This window comes from Bifidobacterium sp. ESL0798, assembly GCF_029395415.1.
GTDB lineage: Bacteria > Actinomycetota > Actinomycetes > Actinomycetales > Bifidobacteriaceae > Bifidobacterium.
Window position 1 is genome coordinate 609,767 of record NZ_CP113914.1, and the last position, 16,740, is coordinate 626,506.

Genomic DNA, 16,740 nt, shown 5'->3' on the forward strand with positions numbered 1-16,740 from the left:
ATATGCTAGATATCCAATTTATTCGTGAACATCCCGACGTCGTGCGCGATTCCCAGCGCAAGCGCGGAGAATCCGTCGAACTCGTCGACGAGGTTTTGAAGCAGGACGAAACCCGTCGCGCCGCACTGAAATCGTACGAAGAGGCGCGTGCCAGCCAGAAGGCCATGGGCAAGAAGGTCGCTTCGGCCACCGGCGACGAAAAGGCCGCACTCATTGCGCAGACCAAGGATTTGGCGGGCAAGGTCGCGCAATACAAGAAGACGTCGGATGACGCCTCCGCGGCCTATACCAAGGCCATGTGGCAGTTCTCCAACATCGTCGAGCCCGAAGCGCCCGAAGGCGGCGAGGATGATTACGTGGTGGTCAAGAAGGTCGGCACGCCGCGCGACTTCAAGGCCGAGGGCTTCGAGCCCAAGGACCACCTGACGTTGGGCGTCGGCGTGGCAGGCATCGACATGCGCCGTGGTGTCAAGGTCTCCGGTTCGCGTTTCTACTTCCTGCGCGGCGCTGTGGCCCGCATGCAGATCGCGATGCTCACCATGGCCGTCGACCAGGCCGAGGAGAACGGCTTCACGCTCGCCATCACCCCGACGCTGGTGCGTCCCGAGGTCATGGCCGGAACCGGCTTCCTGAACTCGCACGCAGACGAGATCTACCGCCTGCGCGAACCCGATGACCAGTACCTGGTGGGCACCTCGGAAGTGGCGCTCGCGGGCATGCACGAAAACGAGATCCTTGATTTGTCTGACGGGCCGTTGAAGTACACCGGCTGGTCGAGCTGCTACCGCCGCGAGGCCGGGGCCGCGGGCAAGGATACCTCCGGCATCATCCGCGTCCACCAGTTCGACAAGGTGGAGATGTTCGTCTACTGCAAGCAGGAGGACTCCCGCGCCATGCACCAGCAGCTGCTCGGCATGGAAGAGCAGATGCTGGCCAAGGTCGAGGTGCCCTATCGCACCATCGATACCGCCGCTGGCGATCTTGGTTCCTCCGCCGCGCGTAAGTTCGACAACGAGGCCTGGGTGCCGACGCAGGGCCGTTACCGCGAGCTCACCTCCACCTCGAACTGCACCGAATATCAGGCCCGTCGCCTGAACATCCGCGAACGTTGCGAAGACGGCTCCACCCGCGCCGTCGCCACGCTCAACGGCACGCTGGCCACCACCCGTTGGCTCGTCGCCATCCTTGAAAACCATCAGCAGAAGGACGGGTCCATCGAGATTCCGAAGGCCATGCGCCCCTACATGGGCGGCCGCGAGGTCATCGAGCCCACCAAGTGGGAGGCGTGATCCGTTGCGTTTTTGGTGACGCGCCTGCTGTCTGTGGGCGGTTGCTATAATTCCATTCGTTGCGTTTGCGGTGCAAGCCGGATGCGCAGCATGGACAGGTGTCTGAGCGGTCGAAAGAGACGGTCTTGAAAACCGTTGAGGAGCAATCCTCCGCGAGTTCGAATCTCGCCCTGTCCGCAAACGGGGTTCCGAGCATGTGCTCGGAACCCTTTTGTTTTGCCGAAAAGCCAATGGTGGCAGCGGGTTTGGCGTTCTTTATTCGGAGTATTCTTTTGGTCTAGCAAGCTTTTGGCATATTGGCGAGTACTCTGCGTTCGAAGGCTTCTCTGCGTTTCGGGGTGTCTTTGGTTGAGTCCATGCGGCCAAGGACGTCAGTGTGGATGAGCTTGATGCCGCAGTTGCCAAGGATGAAGTACTTCCAGCGGGTGATGACGCCACCGGGCATTCGCACATAGGCGGCCGGGCCTTGGCAGCTGGTGGTGATGGAGGCCGTCCTGCCGCCGAGGAGACCCGTCTCCATGAGTTTGCCTTGCTCGTGGCGGTAGGCGAAGTGTGGGGTAAGTACTCGTTCGACCCATCCTTTGAGGATGGAAGGCTCGGCCGTCCACCAGATAGGGAAGAAGAACGCGAGGTGGTGGGCTTGCCTGATTTGCTCCTGCCATCGATTGGGCAGCGTCTCGTCGGCCATGTGCCTGCGGTAGCCGAATCGCAGGACCGGGTCGAAGTTGGGTTCGTGGCTCAGATCGATGGCCTCGACGTCATGGCCGGCCTGCCTCGCCTTGTCGGTATAGGCTTGCGCGAGTTTGGCGCTCATGCTTGCGGGGTCCGGGGAGCCTTGGATGACGAGGATGTTCATGGTTGTTCTTTCGTGGTTGGAGCATTGTCTGTGGAAAATGAATGCTCGGTCGATAATTCGATGACATGTCGTCTATTTGTGCGATATCGATTAGGTGATATGTCATGTTTATCGATCATATCAGTTAGGTGACATATCATGTATAATCGGTGTGTCATCATAATCGTGCAAATGAAAGGCCGTTATGGACAGCTCGGCTTGTCTGGATTTTGTTCGGGAGCTGCGCGCGTTGAACCACAGGCTTGACGCTCGTCTCAACGAGGGCTTGCGGCCGCTGGGCATATCGTGCGTGCAGGCGGATGCGCTCATGGCTCTGCAGGGCCTTCAGCCATGTGGTCTGAAGGATTTGTCAACTCACTTGATCGCGGAATCGGGCCATCCAAGCCGTCTCGTCGCCCGGATGCGCCGGAGCGGGCTGGTCGAGGTCGCGCCCTCGCCGGAAGACGGCCGTGCCATGCTCATCAGCCTCACTGCCAAGGGCGAGCGGCTTGCCAAGGAATCATGCAAGGTGCGGCAAAACATCATCGATTCACTTGTTCTGGATGACGGGGCTCTCGCAGATGCGACCGGGTTCGTGCAATCGATAATCCGGCAATTGTTCTGATTAAATCCGTAGGGTCGGCATCCGAATTGAATCGGATGCCGACCCGCAGCCCGATAGAAGAGAAATATAAATATTCCTGTCGTGCGGTACCGTTCGCTAGAGCTTTGTTTGCCCGACTTTATGATGCGGACAGATAATAGAACCCCCAACGTCATCCAGTTATAACCCATCTGTGGAGATTCGTCCTTTAGAGGTACGATGAGCTTACCTTGCGATGATTTTATTTTTTTATCTTTCCGTTGTCGTCAAAAGGTTGTTGATGGCATCGGCGGTGTCGCGTGGGTCGGCCACACCCAGTATGAGCCGGTCGAACTTCTCGTTGCGCAGCTGGATGACCAGCGGCTGCTCGGGTTGCTGGATGTTCCAGAACTCGGTGTCCCCGTCCTCGAATTTGAATGTGCCCGCGTGCTTGCCGGGTGTCGACAGTCCGGGCGTGCGGATTGCTCCTCGCTTGGCAAGGCGCATCCCGGGATCGACCGTCGCTCCCATCACATGCGCCAGCGGTATCTTCATGCCTTTGGTGAACGACCATAGCCTGTCAAGGCCGTTGACCGTTACCGTCAGGGTTGTGTCATCGACGGTCACGGTGTTGCTTGCTTTTGCCGTGTCGGTATTTCTGTCGGAAATTTCGGCATTGCCGATCTTGCTTCCGCCCATCGCCGTATCCTTTGGCTCTTCGCTGTTTGCGGTCATGTTTCCTCCTGATAATGGTTATTGTCACTGCTTATGAGGTCTTTGTGTTTCTTCGGGTTTATATATTGATGAGGTGCCGATTCCGGCCCGTTTGAGTAGGCACTGGCCAAGAGCCTCACCCAACCGTATTTTCTGTGGCAGGGCGAGCCGGGAAAACCAGTCTGTGAGAATGTTTCTTGCTTTTGCATCATGCGGTGCCAATTCCAGGCATGTGATGGCGACGAGCGTGAGGGCATCGTCGGAAAACATGCTGTTCGAAGGGGTCTGGATTTCAGATGATTTTTCTCCGTTGTCCTCTTCGGTAAAACCTGATTCCGAAGTTATGCTGGTTCGATTGGCCTTCGTCTTCGGCTCGTCGGCGTCGGACGTATCTATGGAAGCGTCTGCGGGAAGGTCCCGCAACGTGTCGTCTAGCATGTTCTGTAACACGCTTTGTAAAACAGTCAGAAACACGCCCTGCTTGCTTCCGAAAGCCTGATACAGGCTGCCGCGCTTCAATCCGGTCGCGGCGACCAAGTCGTCGACCGAAGTCGCTTCGTAGCCTTGGCGGCGGAACACCTCGCCGCACTGAGTGAGCACCTGTTGCTCGTCAAAACTTCTTGGTCTTGCCATGGCTATCACGATAACAGTTTTTGAACAAATAATCAAAAACTATGGAAACCGGATTTCTTCTCATTGTCGACCGTTGGATATTGATGACTGATTGTTGGATTTCGTGATGTCGATTTGACCATTCCCGGTAGGTTCTGTCATTATTCAGAGTGTCGTGTAGATCCGTATGTAGCCTTGAGGAAACATATGTAACAGAGTGAGATGCAGGGTGCAGCGGATACAGACGGAAAACAATAGAGTCAATGTTTTCCGCGAAACAGGACATGCTTTCACTAGAATCTCGCCCGGCCCGCTGCCAAAGGATTCGGGTTAGCGCCTGAAGCCTTTTGTTTTGAGGATATTGCAAACAATCCTGATATCTCAGACATTTTAACCCTTGTTTAATTTTCATGCCTCTGCCGTCTGTAACCCTCAACGTTGAATGGGATGTCTGGAGATGTGCAGAGGATGTGCAGTTCGACTGATTTTTATGAGTGAGTGGTGCAAAAAAGAGTTAGTCGAAAGTATTGCTAATAATTATTATACGATAGTCTGATATAACTTTTGTTTTTGTTTATGGATCGGAAGATATGGTATGGCCAAAGGGGAAATCAAATCGGGTGCTGTGGAAGCCCAAGAGGCAATCGGCGAACTGACGGGTCTTGATGCATCGCGTTTCGCGAACCAGTCGGTGACCATGGGGTCGGCCACGGTCGCGTCTATGAAGGCCGGGGCGAGTCTGTGCAACGCGTTGATGGGTGACGTTTCCGATGTAGTCTCTTGTGTTCTGTCTCAGGCCAACAAGTTTCCGCAGATCGCGCATGTCATCGAGGAACGAGACGAAGCCGCTGCACAGCGATGGAAGTGAGGTGAAACGCTATGGGAGATTATTCGAGGAATTCTGTCGTTCATTCGAAACCTTCCGATGATGAGGAAGAAGATCTGAAACGAGCTGAACGTCTTCGTCAGATCACTTCCGAACAGGAGGATCTGGAAAGTCTGCGCTGGCGTGAGAACGCTCGCGATGAGCAGTTTGTCGAGGAGTTCTCGACGCTTGCAGGGCGAACGCGGCAACTATACGAAAATGCTGGGGTTGCTCTTTCGCAACGTAAGCAGGAACAATTGGCCGTCATAGAGGATGTTGAACGAAACGTACGTGAGTCGGCGGAACGTCATAGCGATGAAGTCAACAAATACTGTTTGGACGCTTCGATGCGACTGGAGGAAGAGGCTGACGAACTCAAGAAGAAAAGAAGGGATTCGCGATGGTAGTCTATGATTCCGGTGACTCGGACGCCCTGATGAATGCCTTGCAAGCCAACCTGAAGGGTGCCAGCAAGGTGTTCGGACGGCTTTCAAAAGGCAGCGGTCATCTTGTGGATGCCGTCAACTCTGGAAAATTGAAGGGTGCAGCATACAATGCAGGAAGCCTGATGTTCGTCGCCTATATCGATCCGATGGTGCAGAAGTTCAACGAGGCCGTCGAAGACATACAGAACGATCTGAACGCATACCGCACCTCCGATGGGCAAATACGCGCGATCGACACCCACATCGACGGCGACTTGGTCCAGAAACAGCTCGACAACACAAACCATATGATCGATGTCGTGCAGCAAAAGATTAAGACGGATCAGGACAAGCTCAATTCGATGGGAACCGCTGGCTCTTCAGCGCAGGATGCAAAGGCTTTGGGGACGGACTACGGGAAGCTGCAGAAGCAACTTCACAATTTGCAGAAACTTAAAACCGAATATGATGAGGAATTGGCTGCGCTTCGGGCTTTCGCTGACGATACGGCTCCGTTGTTCAAGGACAGCTCGCAGGCGTTCAAGGACGCGATGCGGGGCGTGAAGGCTATCAACAGTACACGCGCCAACGCCGACGGGTCAATCATATTCCCGACCGGTGTAAATATGAGTTGGCTAGACGCTTTGCGGGGTGACAAACTGAAATCAGGCCTAGATCCGAATACTCTTCCTGTCTCCTACAGAGTCAAGGTCACGGAGATTCAAGATGATCCGAATCTCAAGCCTGAAGACAAAGCCCAAAAAATTGAGCAGTTCTACGAAGACTGGCTACATTCTCTGGCTCCTAGCGCTTTCGACGAATATGCCGAGGCCAGAAGGAAATATGACAAGGCAAAGGAGGAATACGAAAAGAAGTATGGCAAGAATAAATATCACCGTTTAGCTGACGATCCTGATGTCATCGCTGCCGACAAGAAGCTTTCCAAAGTGCTGCATAATACGCATGTCAATATTCGTGTTGCTGCACAGGGCCTCGGTGATGATGTCGCAAAGATTTCGTCCAAAAACGATTTAACGGAGTTTTACAACATGGTGCAAACCGGACATCCATTGGATTTAAAGTCTCATACCTACGGCAGAGACAATTATTCCATCTGGTCAAGAGGATGGGATGGCAATCCGCAAGATGAGAAAAACAAAGGTTATCCTTCGCCAGATTTCCTTGGGAACTATCTTTATGGTTACTACGGAAGTAGTGTAGGTATCGGTTCGGGAATGTTGCATACCGGTGCAGGTGGAGCACAGGTGATGTCGGATTTAGGTAGGTTCCAACTCAATTTCCACGGTGATAACCCGGGAGACTCTTCTGATATTGACGAAGGGATCGAGGACTATGGCAAAGCGCAAGATAAGAAACGCCATTAAACGACATAAGGTCGTTTCGACCGCTATTGGCATTCCTCTTGTTGCCATTGTGCTGGTTGTGGTTGTGGTTCTAGGACAATTTATTCAACAGAGAGTGATTGACCCGGTGTATTACCCCTACCAAGAGAAACGGTTCAGCGAAACGGTCGACCTCAAGGAGAATGAGTCTGCTGTTGCTGTCGATGTGAGCAGCAGCAGTCCGGATGTTACGGTCACGGTGCTAAGCGGAGATGGCTCCAATGTGGGTTCTTTCCGTGGTGTCAAGAAAGTTTTCAGAACCACCACTAATGGTCGTTACACGATTGTGGTCAAGAACGACACCGACCACTGGGTGCATGCCGATGTGGGATACTGGGGCGTCGCCTGTGTGTGCTGATGACCGTTGGATACGTGCCAATGTCGATTATTGGGATAATGCATGCTCTCCGTTGGGTTGCTAGCGTTTGCTGCTAGATTCGTTCCGGTATGTGCTGTAGCTGTGCCAAGGTGGCACGGATATCTGTGGAAAGTCGGAGACGATTAGAAATGCATGATAAGCAATGCGAGAAGAATGGAATCTGGATCGGGGTTAAGCGGCATAAGGCGGCTATTGTGGCCGTCGGTATTCCTCTTACCGCAATCCTGCTGGTTGTGCTTCTGGTTTTGGGGTTGATGCTGAAGTGGGATGTGATTGATCCGACCTACTGGCCGCATCAGGGGAAGACGGTGTCCAAGGTAGAGAATCGAGGTGACCCGGGTGATGACGGAACATTGACGGCTGTATGTAATGACAGTGCGGATATAAGGATCGCAATCTACAACGACAAAGGCCGTCAAATCCGGTCTTTCAACAGTGTCGGACATTTGCAGGTCGTTGTGCCTCCGGGGACGACATATACATTCGTTGCCAAGAATGCTACTGGCAATTGGATTCATGCTAACGTGCATGAATGCGACACTTACAGCTGAAGTATAAAACATAAAGGATTCGAGATATGGCCAAAAGTTATGGGAAGGCATGGGTTGTGAGCTGCTGTCAAGCGGCATAAGACCGTTATCGTAGAGCTGTCGGTATTCCTTTTACCATGATCTTATGACTCTACTATGGCAGCAGCGTCGGAATCGGATTGGGGACATTGCATAACGGGGAAGGTGATGCACAGATACTGTCGGATCTGTGCAATTTTAAATTCAATTTCCATGGCGATAACCAGGGGGATTCCGATGATATTGACAAAGGAATCAAAGACTATGGCAAAACACATGATAAAAAACGCCATTAAACGTCACAAGGTGGCGACCTCGATTATTGTTGTGCTTCTGGTTCCCGTTTTGCTGCTTGTGTTCTGGTTTTCTTTTGCGGCTATCAAGTACTATACGTTCGACGCCATATATTATCCGTATCAGGAGAAGCAGTTCAATGTGAAAAACCGTATTGAGCTGATTGAAGGTGTCTCTCTCTATGTGAGCAGTGACAGCCCTGACGTAACAGTGAAAGTTCAGAGCGATGATGGCGTTAGCTACGGGTCTTTCCGCGGCGTGAAGAAGAATTGGAAGACAGTGGTCGGTGAGCACTACACAATCGTTGTCAAGAACAATACCGACCGCTGGATCACTGCACATATCGATTATTCAGATGATACCTGTTCGCCGATTTGCTAGTAGGCTGCGCATGCCGGGCAATTCTGTCGACTTTGGTGTAATGATAAAGGGAATAATGTTATATGGAGGGCAATAGGAAAAGCCGAGAATTCGTATGGCCGTTAAACGGCATATGCCGCTAGTTGTTGCCATTGTCGGCCCTTCGGCGCGGGTCGTGTCGACCTGGCGGTTGTAGTCGTTTAAGATCTTCATCGGATCCTGGCTGAGGTGTTCGGTGAGGCGTTGTTGAAGGTTGATGGCGTCCATGTCGGCGTGCAGGTCGTCGGCGTTCATGCTGCCGTACGCGATGTCACCGCCCCAGGTAGCCCTTCGCAGTAGTTGCTAGGCGTCTTTACCGGCATCTTCGAATTCAGAGGGTTGGAGCTGGCTGGAGTGGCACAGTTCACCGGTGCCCGAGGTAATGAACTAATTTGCGGGCGTGGAGCCTTTCCGTAGCCTGAACCGAACGGAAGGTATTTTTAGCTGTTGTGACGTTTGCATACCAGCATTCCACAGGCGGCTGTCAGCAGAAGAGACATCAGACTCAGCGCGGGAAGTATCACCGTTCCTGTATCCGCAAGCGAATTGGTTTGGCTCGTTTGGCTCTGGCCCACAGGCGTCGGAACGGCTGAATAGACATATGTCACTTCCTGCGTCTGATTGGCAAAGGTCCCGTGTTCATTGCCTTGCACTTGTTGGAATACATATCCGTTAAAGCTCTTTTTATCAGTCGTATATGGATCGCCTATATTGCCGGTAAGGACAACGTCGTCTGACAGATGCTTCCCTGCTTGGTCTACATAATGAACATTCACGGTACCTAGTGATTTCATGCTGTTTTTTTGAATCGCGACAAATGAATTGTATATATTGTCGTTCGCATCAGCAAGCACGATTTTGATGTGGTTTGTTTTACCTTTGATCACTGGAGCTGTTACTGGCAGCACTTTGGTAAGTCCTCCGAATTGGGTTCCCGGAAGAGGTTTTATCGCGGAATTGGAATTATCGATAAAATATCCGCTGTTCTCGTTGGCGTTGACGGTATTGATACTCACGGGGTTATTCGATCCGGGAATCAACGCAACGTTCGCGCCATTTACCAAGAAAGCAAAAGTATCATTGTATTCGCTTCCCACGTAATCCGGATATTCCTCTGACCCAAATACATAGTTGAACGACAGCGTGGAGCCTTTGGGCACAAAATCGAATTCCAATGAGATCGCATCATGAGTCTCTGGGGCGCCAAGAATCGTATCCAAGTCGGAGTCGCCGGGAGTGCCTAGCGCCGAATGTCCTCCAGTGATGTCGCCTGTGGAAAAGAGGAGACCATTATCGATTCCCAATGTGGTTTGTCCGTGAGCAAAGGTTCCAGCCGCAAGAGGGGAACCCGTTAACTTCACATTCGAAGCCGCGAGGGAATCGTCGGCAAGCAAAACCTTCAATAATTCATCGGCGTTTGCCTGTGTCACGCTCACGTCAGACGGTGTGCTGTCTTGGGCGTTTACTTGTTGTGGTGCTTCTCGCAGCAGCGAATGTTGTGCCGAATCTCGAGCAACTTCCGCGCTTGCTGTAGAATCCTTTGCCTCTTGGGGAGCTGACGTTGCCGGTTCAACGGCCTGGGCGCAGGTTGGAACAAGCAGGAGCGTAGCCAAGATGGCCGTACTTGCGCTTGTTATGCCTTGTAAAGTCCACTTCCCAAACCGTTTTCTGTGCTGTTCCCGTGTCATCGTCAACCTTTTCTCTCTGAGATGTTGCTGATAGTAAACAATATTTTTAAGCGATAATAAATATCGCTAACTAAGGTAAGTATAGATGTTGTCCAATAATTTACGCAAATTAGGTTTTGGGGCTAGTTGAGAGACCTGGTCCCGTTTGGTTTTCGATCGACGGCATTCGAATTGGCAATAGGAAATCCTCCGTTCATTGAGCCGAGTCCCCATTCAAAAATCAGAACCCAATCTGGACAAGCTGTCGGATATTAACGGGTTCCGGAATCTGAAAGCATCTAGCCTGTCTTGTGGTTCCGCCACCAAGGTCTATTTGCTCGTCTTCGTGATGGGGACGGTTGATAGGGCCACCTGACAGCAATCGCCATAACTCATTCTTGAGATCTGTCCTTGCAATACACTGAACTTACTGTCAACGTCTTCGTGATGGAAGGTTGGGCTTCCTTTCAGCGTGGCCCCAGTTTCTGGGCTATGCCGCCATGGTGGGAGCACATACCTTGATAGTTCGGTGCTCCAGGCCGGGATACGGATTGTGAGCCGTCACGGCAGGTAGCATACAGTGAGCCTGTGCCGCCTTGGTTTTGAGGTTGAGCCTGTTGTTGTGCCTGGGCCTGCTGTTGTGCCTGCTGCGCGGCTTGGGCCGCAGCCGCATCATTCTGGCTCTTCTGATTGATGCTGTTCGTCACGGTAGCCATGGCTTTTTGTAACGAATCAGTCGCTTGATTGTATTCAGCCGAATTTGTGCCGGTAAATGCCGTGGCGGTATTAATGGCATTGGTGAGGTCAACACGTGTTTGAGGATCTGCGACGTTGTTGTCCGAGGAGTCGAGCAGGGAGCGCGCCTCGTCGATTTTGTCGTTTAACGCGGTTTTGGCGGTGTTGAGTTCCTGCTCTTCTTTGGCTTCCTGTTTTTCTTTTCCGCGGCCTTCTTCTTTGCTTCGGCATTTTGTTTGGATGAAGAAGACGTTGAAGCCGGGGCATCGTTACTCGTTGTTGATGATTCGGAACAGGCCGAAACGCCGAAAATCAGCAGCACGGATGTTATGGCGGCAAGTATCTTTCTGTTCATTATCGTTCCTTGTTCTTCGTTAAGAGCTTGATTTGGTTACATGCATGCTGTTTGGTTGTCAAGCGGCAAATATGCAACAGAGAGAACATATGAAATTATATATCATATTATGTTTAAAATTCTCTATTTATATCAATAATTTTCTGTTTGGTAAACGAATAGAGAGTGTTTTATTTAGCTGGGTCGTGTGAATCGTCTATAAGAATAGAGAAGTTAGGATTCCGATTGACGGCTTGTAAAGAGGTATGACGGTTGTGGCAACATCAATAACCGACGTGGTGTTTGGGCTCGATGGGGTGCTCATCGAGTGGGACGGGCGGCGGCCGATTACCGGGCAATATCCTCAAGGCATCGCCGATATGATGTTTGATCCGTGTGACGAGTGGGGAATGGAATTTTACCTGGCGATGCTTGAAAGCGGGTGGAGCGAAGAACGCGTGCTCGCTTCCTACAATAAACACCACGGGCCGGCCATTGCGTGGGTACTTAAGATGTACCTTGACCATGAAAAGGACGGGTTCGTTGGCATGATGCCGGGAATGCCTGAGTTGCTGGGAGATTTGGACGCTGCCGGAATTCGTCTATGGGGACTGGCGAACACGACGAGAAAACATCTGCAACTGGCGCTGCAACGTTTCTCCGAACTTCGTTTATTGCGTGATTTCGTGGTTTCGTCTGAGGAAAAGCTTCGGTTGCCTGATCCGGTTCCGGTGCGTCGCGCCATCGAACATTTTGGTATTGATTCAGGAACTACTTTGTTTGTCAACAACAATGAGCAGATTGTCAAGAGGATTGGGGAGCTTGGTTTCCAATCGGTCAAATTTAAAGATGCAGACAGCCTGCGAAACGTGATTCCAACAGTTGTCTGAAGCCCCGCGCTTTCATACAATCCGGCGATCGGCGGCCCAGCGGGTGAGCTCAGTGCGGTTGGAGAGCTGGAGCTTTTTCAGCACCGCGCTGACATGGGTCTCCACCGTCTTGATGGAGATGAACAGTTCCGCGGCGATCTCCTTGTAGGTGTAGCCGCGGGCGATGAGGCGCATGACCTCCTGCTCGCGCTGCGTGAGCTTGTCGAGTTCGTCGTCGTGCTTGGCGGCCCCCGCACCTTGGAAGGTCGAGAGCACGAATCCGGCCAGTTTCGGCGAGAAGACGGCATATCCTTCGTTCACTTGGATGATCGAGGAAATCAGGTCGTCGCCGCTGATGGTTTTGGTGACATAGCCGCGTGCGCCCGCGCGGATGACCGCGCCGACGTCCTTCGGTGAATCGGAGACGGAGAGTGCAAGAAACGCGGAATCGGGGGAGAGCGGGTGTGATTTGAGCAGTATTTCCGCGCCGCCGCCGCCTTCCCCGCCTGGCACGTGGACGTCGAGCAGCACTACGTCTGGCAATGTGGCAGCAATCATCGCCACCGAGCCTTCCACATCGGGCGCCTGACCGACGATGGTGAAATGCGGGCTCAACGTCGCAATCACCCCTGCGCGGAACATCTCATGATCGTCGACCACGGCCACGCGGATATCGCGATGGCCTGCGTCTGATTCGTTGCTGTGTTGCGCGTTGTCTCCATTCGTTTGACGAATGCCATTTGTGGTCTGATTTGAGCTGTCGCCGTTCATGTTCCCTCGCTGTAGATGTTTCCATTGTATTGGCGCTGTTGCCAATCATGTCCGCTTGTCTTTGTCAAAAACCTTGATAACCATCTATGATTATTTTTCGGATTTTGTATTTCTTTGTTTTCCTGTTTCCGGTTGCCTATCTTCTGTCGTTGTGCCATCAGCGCTGCCGTTTTCCTTCGGTATCGGCATGGTCATATGCACTTCTGTGCCCCAGCTCGGACGTGAGACGATTTTGACGTTGCCTCCGCGACGCTCGATGCGGCCGATGATGGATTGGCGGATGCCGAGCCGGTCCGGCGGAATGGCGTTCTGATCGAACCCGTCGCCGTGATCGCGCACGAAGACCTCGGCCTGTGCCGCTCCGACCTCGCAATAGACCGAGATCGGTTCCGCTCCATGCTGCACGGCGTTGAGCATCGCCTGCTCGCTGGCGTTCAAAAGCGCATCGGTCTGGGCGCTGGGTCGGGTGTCGCCCACACTCACCACGTCAATCGGCTCGCCGAATTCATCCTCGATATGCGCGGCTATCTCCTTCAGCCCCGAGCTCACCGATCGGTCGGAGGGGATGCGTTCCTGATACAGCCATCGGCGCAGCTCGCGTTCCTGCTTGCGGGCTAGCGTGAACACGGTTTTGGGCTCATCGCTGTGCAGCTGGATAAGCGCGAGGGTCTGCAGCACGCCGTCGTGCAGGTGGGCCGTCATGTCGGCGCGTTCCTCCTCGCGTTCCTTCAGTGCGTGCTCGTGGCTCAGTTCGTGGATGAACCGGTTGGCAAGTGGAATAATGGCCAGCGCCACCCCTGCCAGTAGCGCCACCCCGGCGATTGCGGCGGAAAACGGAAGGTGGTGGCTGAATGTCTCGGAATCGGCGCAAATGAAGTAGCCCAGAGCCATCAGCGCCACGCCGATTAGCAGGTACCGTATCTGTCCGTCCTCGGCGTTGAAACGGATCCAGGCCACACCGATGCCGCAAAGGGCCATGAAAATGCCGAATGTGAGGTCGCTGGGCAGCGGACTGTTTTCAAGAATTACGGCCAGTGCAATCAGTGCGATGCCGGTAAGCGCGATGATCGAGGGTTTTGAAGCGTTCTTGAATGCCTGGGCAAGGTTTTCCGGGCCGTTGCCTGCCTCGTCGCCTTCGGATGTATCGACGTTGGCCGCGTTCGACGGGGAGGAGAAACGTTGTGCTGTTCGTTGCCCGTCGGCATTGGCGGTTTCTGAATCGCCGGCTTGACCTGGTGCCATATTGTTGGCATTGCCATATGACAATGGTGCATGCGCGGCTTGCCAATCGTTCTCGCGCTGTTGCTGCACGGCGGTAAGCGGATCTCCTGCGGGAACGAATGCCCACAAGAAGATATAGGCCGCGATACCGGCGCCGAACAGGAACGTCATTGCTACGAAAGCCAGACGGATCCAAACCACCGGCATGCCCAGATGCAGGCTCAGCCCCCGGCATACCCCGCAGAAGACGCGTTTCTTTTTCGGGCGTAGCAGCGGCAGACGAAGCCTGGGAGTCACCGGGAAGCCACTGGCCGGTGCATACTGATTCCACGTGTAGGCTGGCTGATGCGGTCGGTCGTCTGGCCGGTGATTCGATGACTTCATACCTCCATTGTGCATGATTTTGCAAGGTTCAGGGTGCGTTCGGATAAAAATCAGGGTTAAATCAGGGTGTTCCCTGACCCTTTTGAGCGTTTCGGAATGCTGTAATGGAACCATGAGCAACAACACATACGGCAGCGGCCGCCAACAGCCGACCAACATGAACAATCCCGTGCCTCCCAGTCACGACAAGATCGACCGTTTCTTCGCATGGATTCGCGGCAGTGGCCTGATGCGAGGCAACAACCGCTGGATTGCTGGGGTCTGCGATGGTATTGCGGTGCGTTACGGGCTGAGTCCCGTTTTCGTCCGTGCAGTGGTTGCCGCCTCTACGTTGGCCTTCGGCTTTGGTGCGGCCTTCTACGCGGCGGCGTGGGTGTTGCTTCCCGATTGCCGAGACGGCAGGATTTCCGGCGAGGAGCTGGTGTACGGGCATTGGCAATGGTCATTGCTCGGCCCGATTGTTTTTATGGTCATTGCGTTCTGCTTCCCGGGCATCGGCGTTCTGCTGGCCATCGTCGCGGTGGCGGTGTTGCTGATTATGATCAACAGCCTCGCCAACAAGGCGCAACAGCAGCGTGGGGCCGCTTATTTCAATAACGCGCAACGGGGTCAGTTTCAAGGTCAGACACGTCAGCCGCAAGGCCAATATCAGGCTAGGCCGATGCCTTATAATCCAAGCGGCAACGCAAACCCGACTTTCTATGGGAGCGCGAATTGTGCGCCGTATGCTGCGCAATCCTGGCAGCAAACGCAGGGAAATCCGCAAGCCGGAGCCCAAGGAACGCAAGAAACTCAGAGGGCTAACGAGGCGACCTTTCGTCAACAGGACGGCGTGAATGCGGGCAATCGTTTCGGAGGCGACGATGCGAATATGCGTCAGGCTGATTCCAATCCGGAAGTGGATGGGTCGGACAACGATATCAATAACCCTGATTCCAACGATGCCGTAACCGGTCAGAACCGCTTTGACGATGGCAATCAGACATATTCCGCCGATACCCAAACCTCACAAAACGGGCCTTGGAATGGACGTCAGAACGCTTCCGGTTTCAATGACCGCCAGCCTTCCGGGCGGTCGTGGGCTTCGCCGTTTGCCACTGGCGCATCTCCGGCCTCAGCCGCTCCTCCCACTTATATGGCCGAACCGGCGCAGCCTTATCCGCAAGGCACGGCTCAGAGCGCGACGAAAACGTGGGGTCCGAGGCGCGCGCGGCGCAAACCCGCCGGATTCGTGCTCGTCTTGCTCGTGCTCGGTGCTATTCTTCTTTCGGGTGCGCTAGTTGCAATACAGTGCTTTGGTAACGGCGGCTATATGGGCACGATTCTTCAATATGGAACGTACTGGACTGGCGGGATTCTGATATTCCTAGGCGTGGTTATTGCCATACTCGGTTTGGCTGGGCATCGCGCCGGAGGGCTGCATCCCCTGGTGTGGATCGCGGCATTCATAGCGGTGGTCTTTATTATTAGCGATATCGGTTATTCCGTGGTTTTGACCGGTTTGGAACAGGAAAGTACGTCCTATAGCCAGGTCAACGTCAGCGGTTTCAAAGCCATCGATGCCGGTAACGACCAGCAGCTTAAAAAACTGACGCACGGGACCGCGATTAAAGGCCACAGGCTCGATGACGACGCGGTCAACATCGACTTCAGCGATTACGCCAAGACACACAGTACCCACGATGTCACGTTGAAGGACGGCAGCACCGTCAAGTCCGGTTGTCCGACCGGAACGATCCATTTGACAGACAGGAAGACGACGGTGTTCGTCACTTTGCCCGCAGGCTGCTCGTACCGGCTCAGCCACGGCACCAATGTGGATTTGCATGCCCAGAACCAGAAGCGTCGTGAAGACTCGAAAACCTCGAAGCCGGACACTTCCGCAAAGCACAGCAGGTCTGATGACGATGAATCCGACGATGATGATGAATGCGATGAAGCTGACGGTTGTGAAACAGATGACGATGACGATGATTACATCGGCGACGACGACAGCGACTATTATGACGGTACCGCTGACGGAAGTTGGGATTACCGATTCTGCTATGGCTTCTGCGATGGCAATCTCGTCATGGGTTCATGGGTTGGCGATGACCCGGCGACCGGCACGAAATCATTGGGCAGCGGATATGTTGCCATCAGTCGTGCCATGCAAGTCGGTTTTGGCGGGATGAGTTATCAGCGCATCGGCTACGGCAGCGGTTATGGCAACGATCAAGACTACCAATGGTATACGGAGACGAAGAAGATGCCGAAGAACGGGCCGGAGCTTACCGTTGACGCCCCCTATATCGTCGAAGGACGCGTGACGGTGCAGTATCCTGCCGAAAGCACGGTGCCGAGTTATGCGCAATTCGTCAAAGGCAAGACAACGGGAGCATGGAGGCGATGA

General features: G+C 53.6%; 19 protein-coding genes and 1 tRNA gene. 12 read left to right on the top strand and 8 right to left on the bottom strand.

What is annotated here, in order from left to right; genetic code table 11:
* Positions 1–2: 2 nt before the first annotated feature.
* Both serS and OZX74_RS02495 read left to right on the top strand, forming a co-directional pair.
* Positions 3–1,289: a serine--tRNA ligase gene (gene serS, locus OZX74_RS02490; protein ID WP_277156983.1), complete on the top strand. Its 1,287-nt coding sequence runs from the start codon at positions 3–5 to the stop codon at positions 1,287–1,289.
* Between the two features lie 92 nt (positions 1,290–1,381).
* A tRNA-Ser gene (locus OZX74_RS02495) sits at positions 1,382–1,466 on the top strand.
* 100 nt (positions 1,467–1,566) lie between these two features.
* Here OZX74_RS02495 and OZX74_RS02500 read toward each other — a convergent pair.
* Positions 1,567–2,145 (bottom strand): NAD(P)H-dependent oxidoreductase, encoded by a 579-nt coding sequence (locus tag OZX74_RS02500; protein WP_277156984.1) that lies wholly within the window; start codon positions 2,143–2,145, stop codon positions 1,567–1,569.
* A 184-nt stretch (positions 2,146–2,329) separates the two neighbouring features.
* On the opposite strand from OZX74_RS02500, the gene OZX74_RS02505 reads away from it, so the two are divergent.
* Positions 2,330–2,749, top strand: a complete 420-nt coding sequence (locus OZX74_RS02505; RefSeq protein ID WP_277156985.1) for a MarR family winged helix-turn-helix transcriptional regulator — start codon at positions 2,330–2,332, stop codon at positions 2,747–2,749.
* 228 nt (positions 2,750–2,977) lie between these two features.
* Here the strand turns inward: OZX74_RS02505 and OZX74_RS02510 are convergent, their stop codons facing one another.
* Both OZX74_RS02510 and OZX74_RS02515 read right to left on the bottom strand, forming a co-directional pair.
* A complete protein-coding gene (locus OZX74_RS02510) occupies positions 2,978–3,442 on the bottom strand; it encodes a hypothetical protein (RefSeq protein WP_277156986.1) in 465 nt (154 codons plus the stop codon).
* A gap of 24 nt (positions 3,443–3,466) precedes the next feature.
* Positions 3,467–4,054: a TetR/AcrR family transcriptional regulator gene (locus tag OZX74_RS02515; protein ID WP_277156987.1), complete on the bottom strand. Its 588-nt coding sequence runs from the start codon at positions 4,052–4,054 to the stop codon at positions 3,467–3,469.
* Between the two features lie 574 nt (positions 4,055–4,628).
* Between OZX74_RS02515 and OZX74_RS02520 the strand changes: the two genes are divergently transcribed.
* From OZX74_RS02520 to OZX74_RS02545, 6 genes are all read left to right on the top strand, one after another.
* The gene (locus OZX74_RS02520) at positions 4,629–4,901 is read left to right on the top strand and encodes a hypothetical protein (protein WP_277156988.1); all 273 of its coding nucleotides are present in this window, start codon (positions 4,629–4,631) and stop codon (positions 4,899–4,901) included.
* 11 nt (positions 4,902–4,912) lie between these two features.
* On the top strand, positions 4,913–5,305 hold the full coding sequence (locus tag OZX74_RS02525) for a hypothetical protein (protein ID WP_277156989.1): 393 nt from the start codon (positions 4,913–4,915) through the stop codon (positions 5,303–5,305).
* Positions 5,299–6,708, top strand: coding sequence for a polymorphic toxin type 44 domain-containing protein (locus OZX74_RS02530; RefSeq protein WP_277156990.1), 1,410 nt, complete (start codon positions 5,299–5,301; stop codon positions 6,706–6,708). The genes OZX74_RS02525 and OZX74_RS02530 overlap by 7 nt, the downstream gene beginning before the upstream one ends.
* Entirely contained in the window at positions 6,677–7,084 is a 408-nt protein-coding gene (locus OZX74_RS02535; RefSeq protein WP_277156991.1) for a hypothetical protein, read from the top strand. Before OZX74_RS02530 ends, OZX74_RS02535 begins: the two co-directional genes overlap by 32 nt.
* Before the next feature lie 149 nt (positions 7,085–7,233).
* On the top strand, positions 7,234–7,656 hold the full coding sequence (locus OZX74_RS02540) for a hypothetical protein (protein WP_277156992.1): 423 nt from the start codon (positions 7,234–7,236) through the stop codon (positions 7,654–7,656).
* 282 nt (positions 7,657–7,938) lie between these two features.
* Entirely contained in the window at positions 7,939–8,349 is a 411-nt protein-coding gene (locus tag OZX74_RS02545) for a hypothetical protein (RefSeq protein ID WP_277156993.1), read from the top strand.
* On the opposite strand, the gene OZX74_RS02550 is transcribed toward OZX74_RS02545, so the two are convergent.
* From OZX74_RS02550 to OZX74_RS02560, 3 genes are all read right to left on the bottom strand, one after another.
* On the bottom strand, positions 8,320–8,622 hold the full coding sequence (locus OZX74_RS02550; protein WP_277156994.1) for a hypothetical protein: 303 nt from the start codon (positions 8,620–8,622) through the stop codon (positions 8,320–8,322). The two genes, OZX74_RS02545 and OZX74_RS02550, sit on opposite strands and share 30 nt — an antisense overlap.
* Positions 8,623–8,807: 185 nt before the next feature.
* Entirely contained in the window at positions 8,808–10,055 is a 1,248-nt protein-coding gene (locus OZX74_RS02555; protein ID WP_277156995.1) for a choice-of-anchor L domain-containing protein, read from the bottom strand.
* Positions 10,056–10,501: 446 nt separating this feature from the next.
* On the bottom strand, positions 10,502–10,750 hold the full coding sequence (locus OZX74_RS02560) for a hypothetical protein (protein ID WP_277156996.1): 249 nt from the start codon (positions 10,748–10,750) through the stop codon (positions 10,502–10,504).
* A 255-nt stretch (positions 10,751–11,005) separates the two neighbouring features.
* Between OZX74_RS02560 and OZX74_RS02565 the strand changes: the two genes are divergently transcribed.
* Together OZX74_RS02565 and OZX74_RS02570 are read left to right on the top strand one after the other, a co-directional pair.
* Positions 11,006–11,155, top strand: coding sequence for a hypothetical protein (locus OZX74_RS02565; protein WP_277156997.1), 150 nt, complete (start codon positions 11,006–11,008; stop codon positions 11,153–11,155).
* Positions 11,156–11,369: 214 nt separating this feature from the next.
* Complete coding sequence (locus OZX74_RS02570) at positions 11,370–11,993, top strand: HAD hydrolase-like protein (protein ID WP_277156998.1); 624 nt, start codon at positions 11,370–11,372, stop codon at positions 11,991–11,993.
* A gap of 12 nt (positions 11,994–12,005) precedes the next feature.
* Here OZX74_RS02570 and OZX74_RS02575 read toward each other — a convergent pair whose 3' ends face one another.
* Positions 12,006–12,743: a response regulator transcription factor gene (locus OZX74_RS02575; protein ID WP_277156999.1), complete on the bottom strand. Its 738-nt coding sequence runs from the start codon at positions 12,741–12,743 to the stop codon at positions 12,006–12,008.
* 90 nt (positions 12,744–12,833) lie between these two features.
* Complete coding sequence (locus OZX74_RS02580; RefSeq protein ID WP_277157000.1) at positions 12,834–14,348, bottom strand: ATP-binding protein; 1,515 nt, start codon at positions 14,346–14,348, stop codon at positions 12,834–12,836.
* 112 nt (positions 14,349–14,460) lie between these two features.
* Here OZX74_RS02580 and OZX74_RS02585 point away from each other — a divergent pair, with 112 nt between their 5' ends.
* On the top strand, positions 14,461–16,740 hold the full coding sequence (locus OZX74_RS02585; protein ID WP_277157001.1) for a PspC domain-containing protein: 2,280 nt from the start codon (positions 14,461–14,463) through the stop codon (positions 16,738–16,740).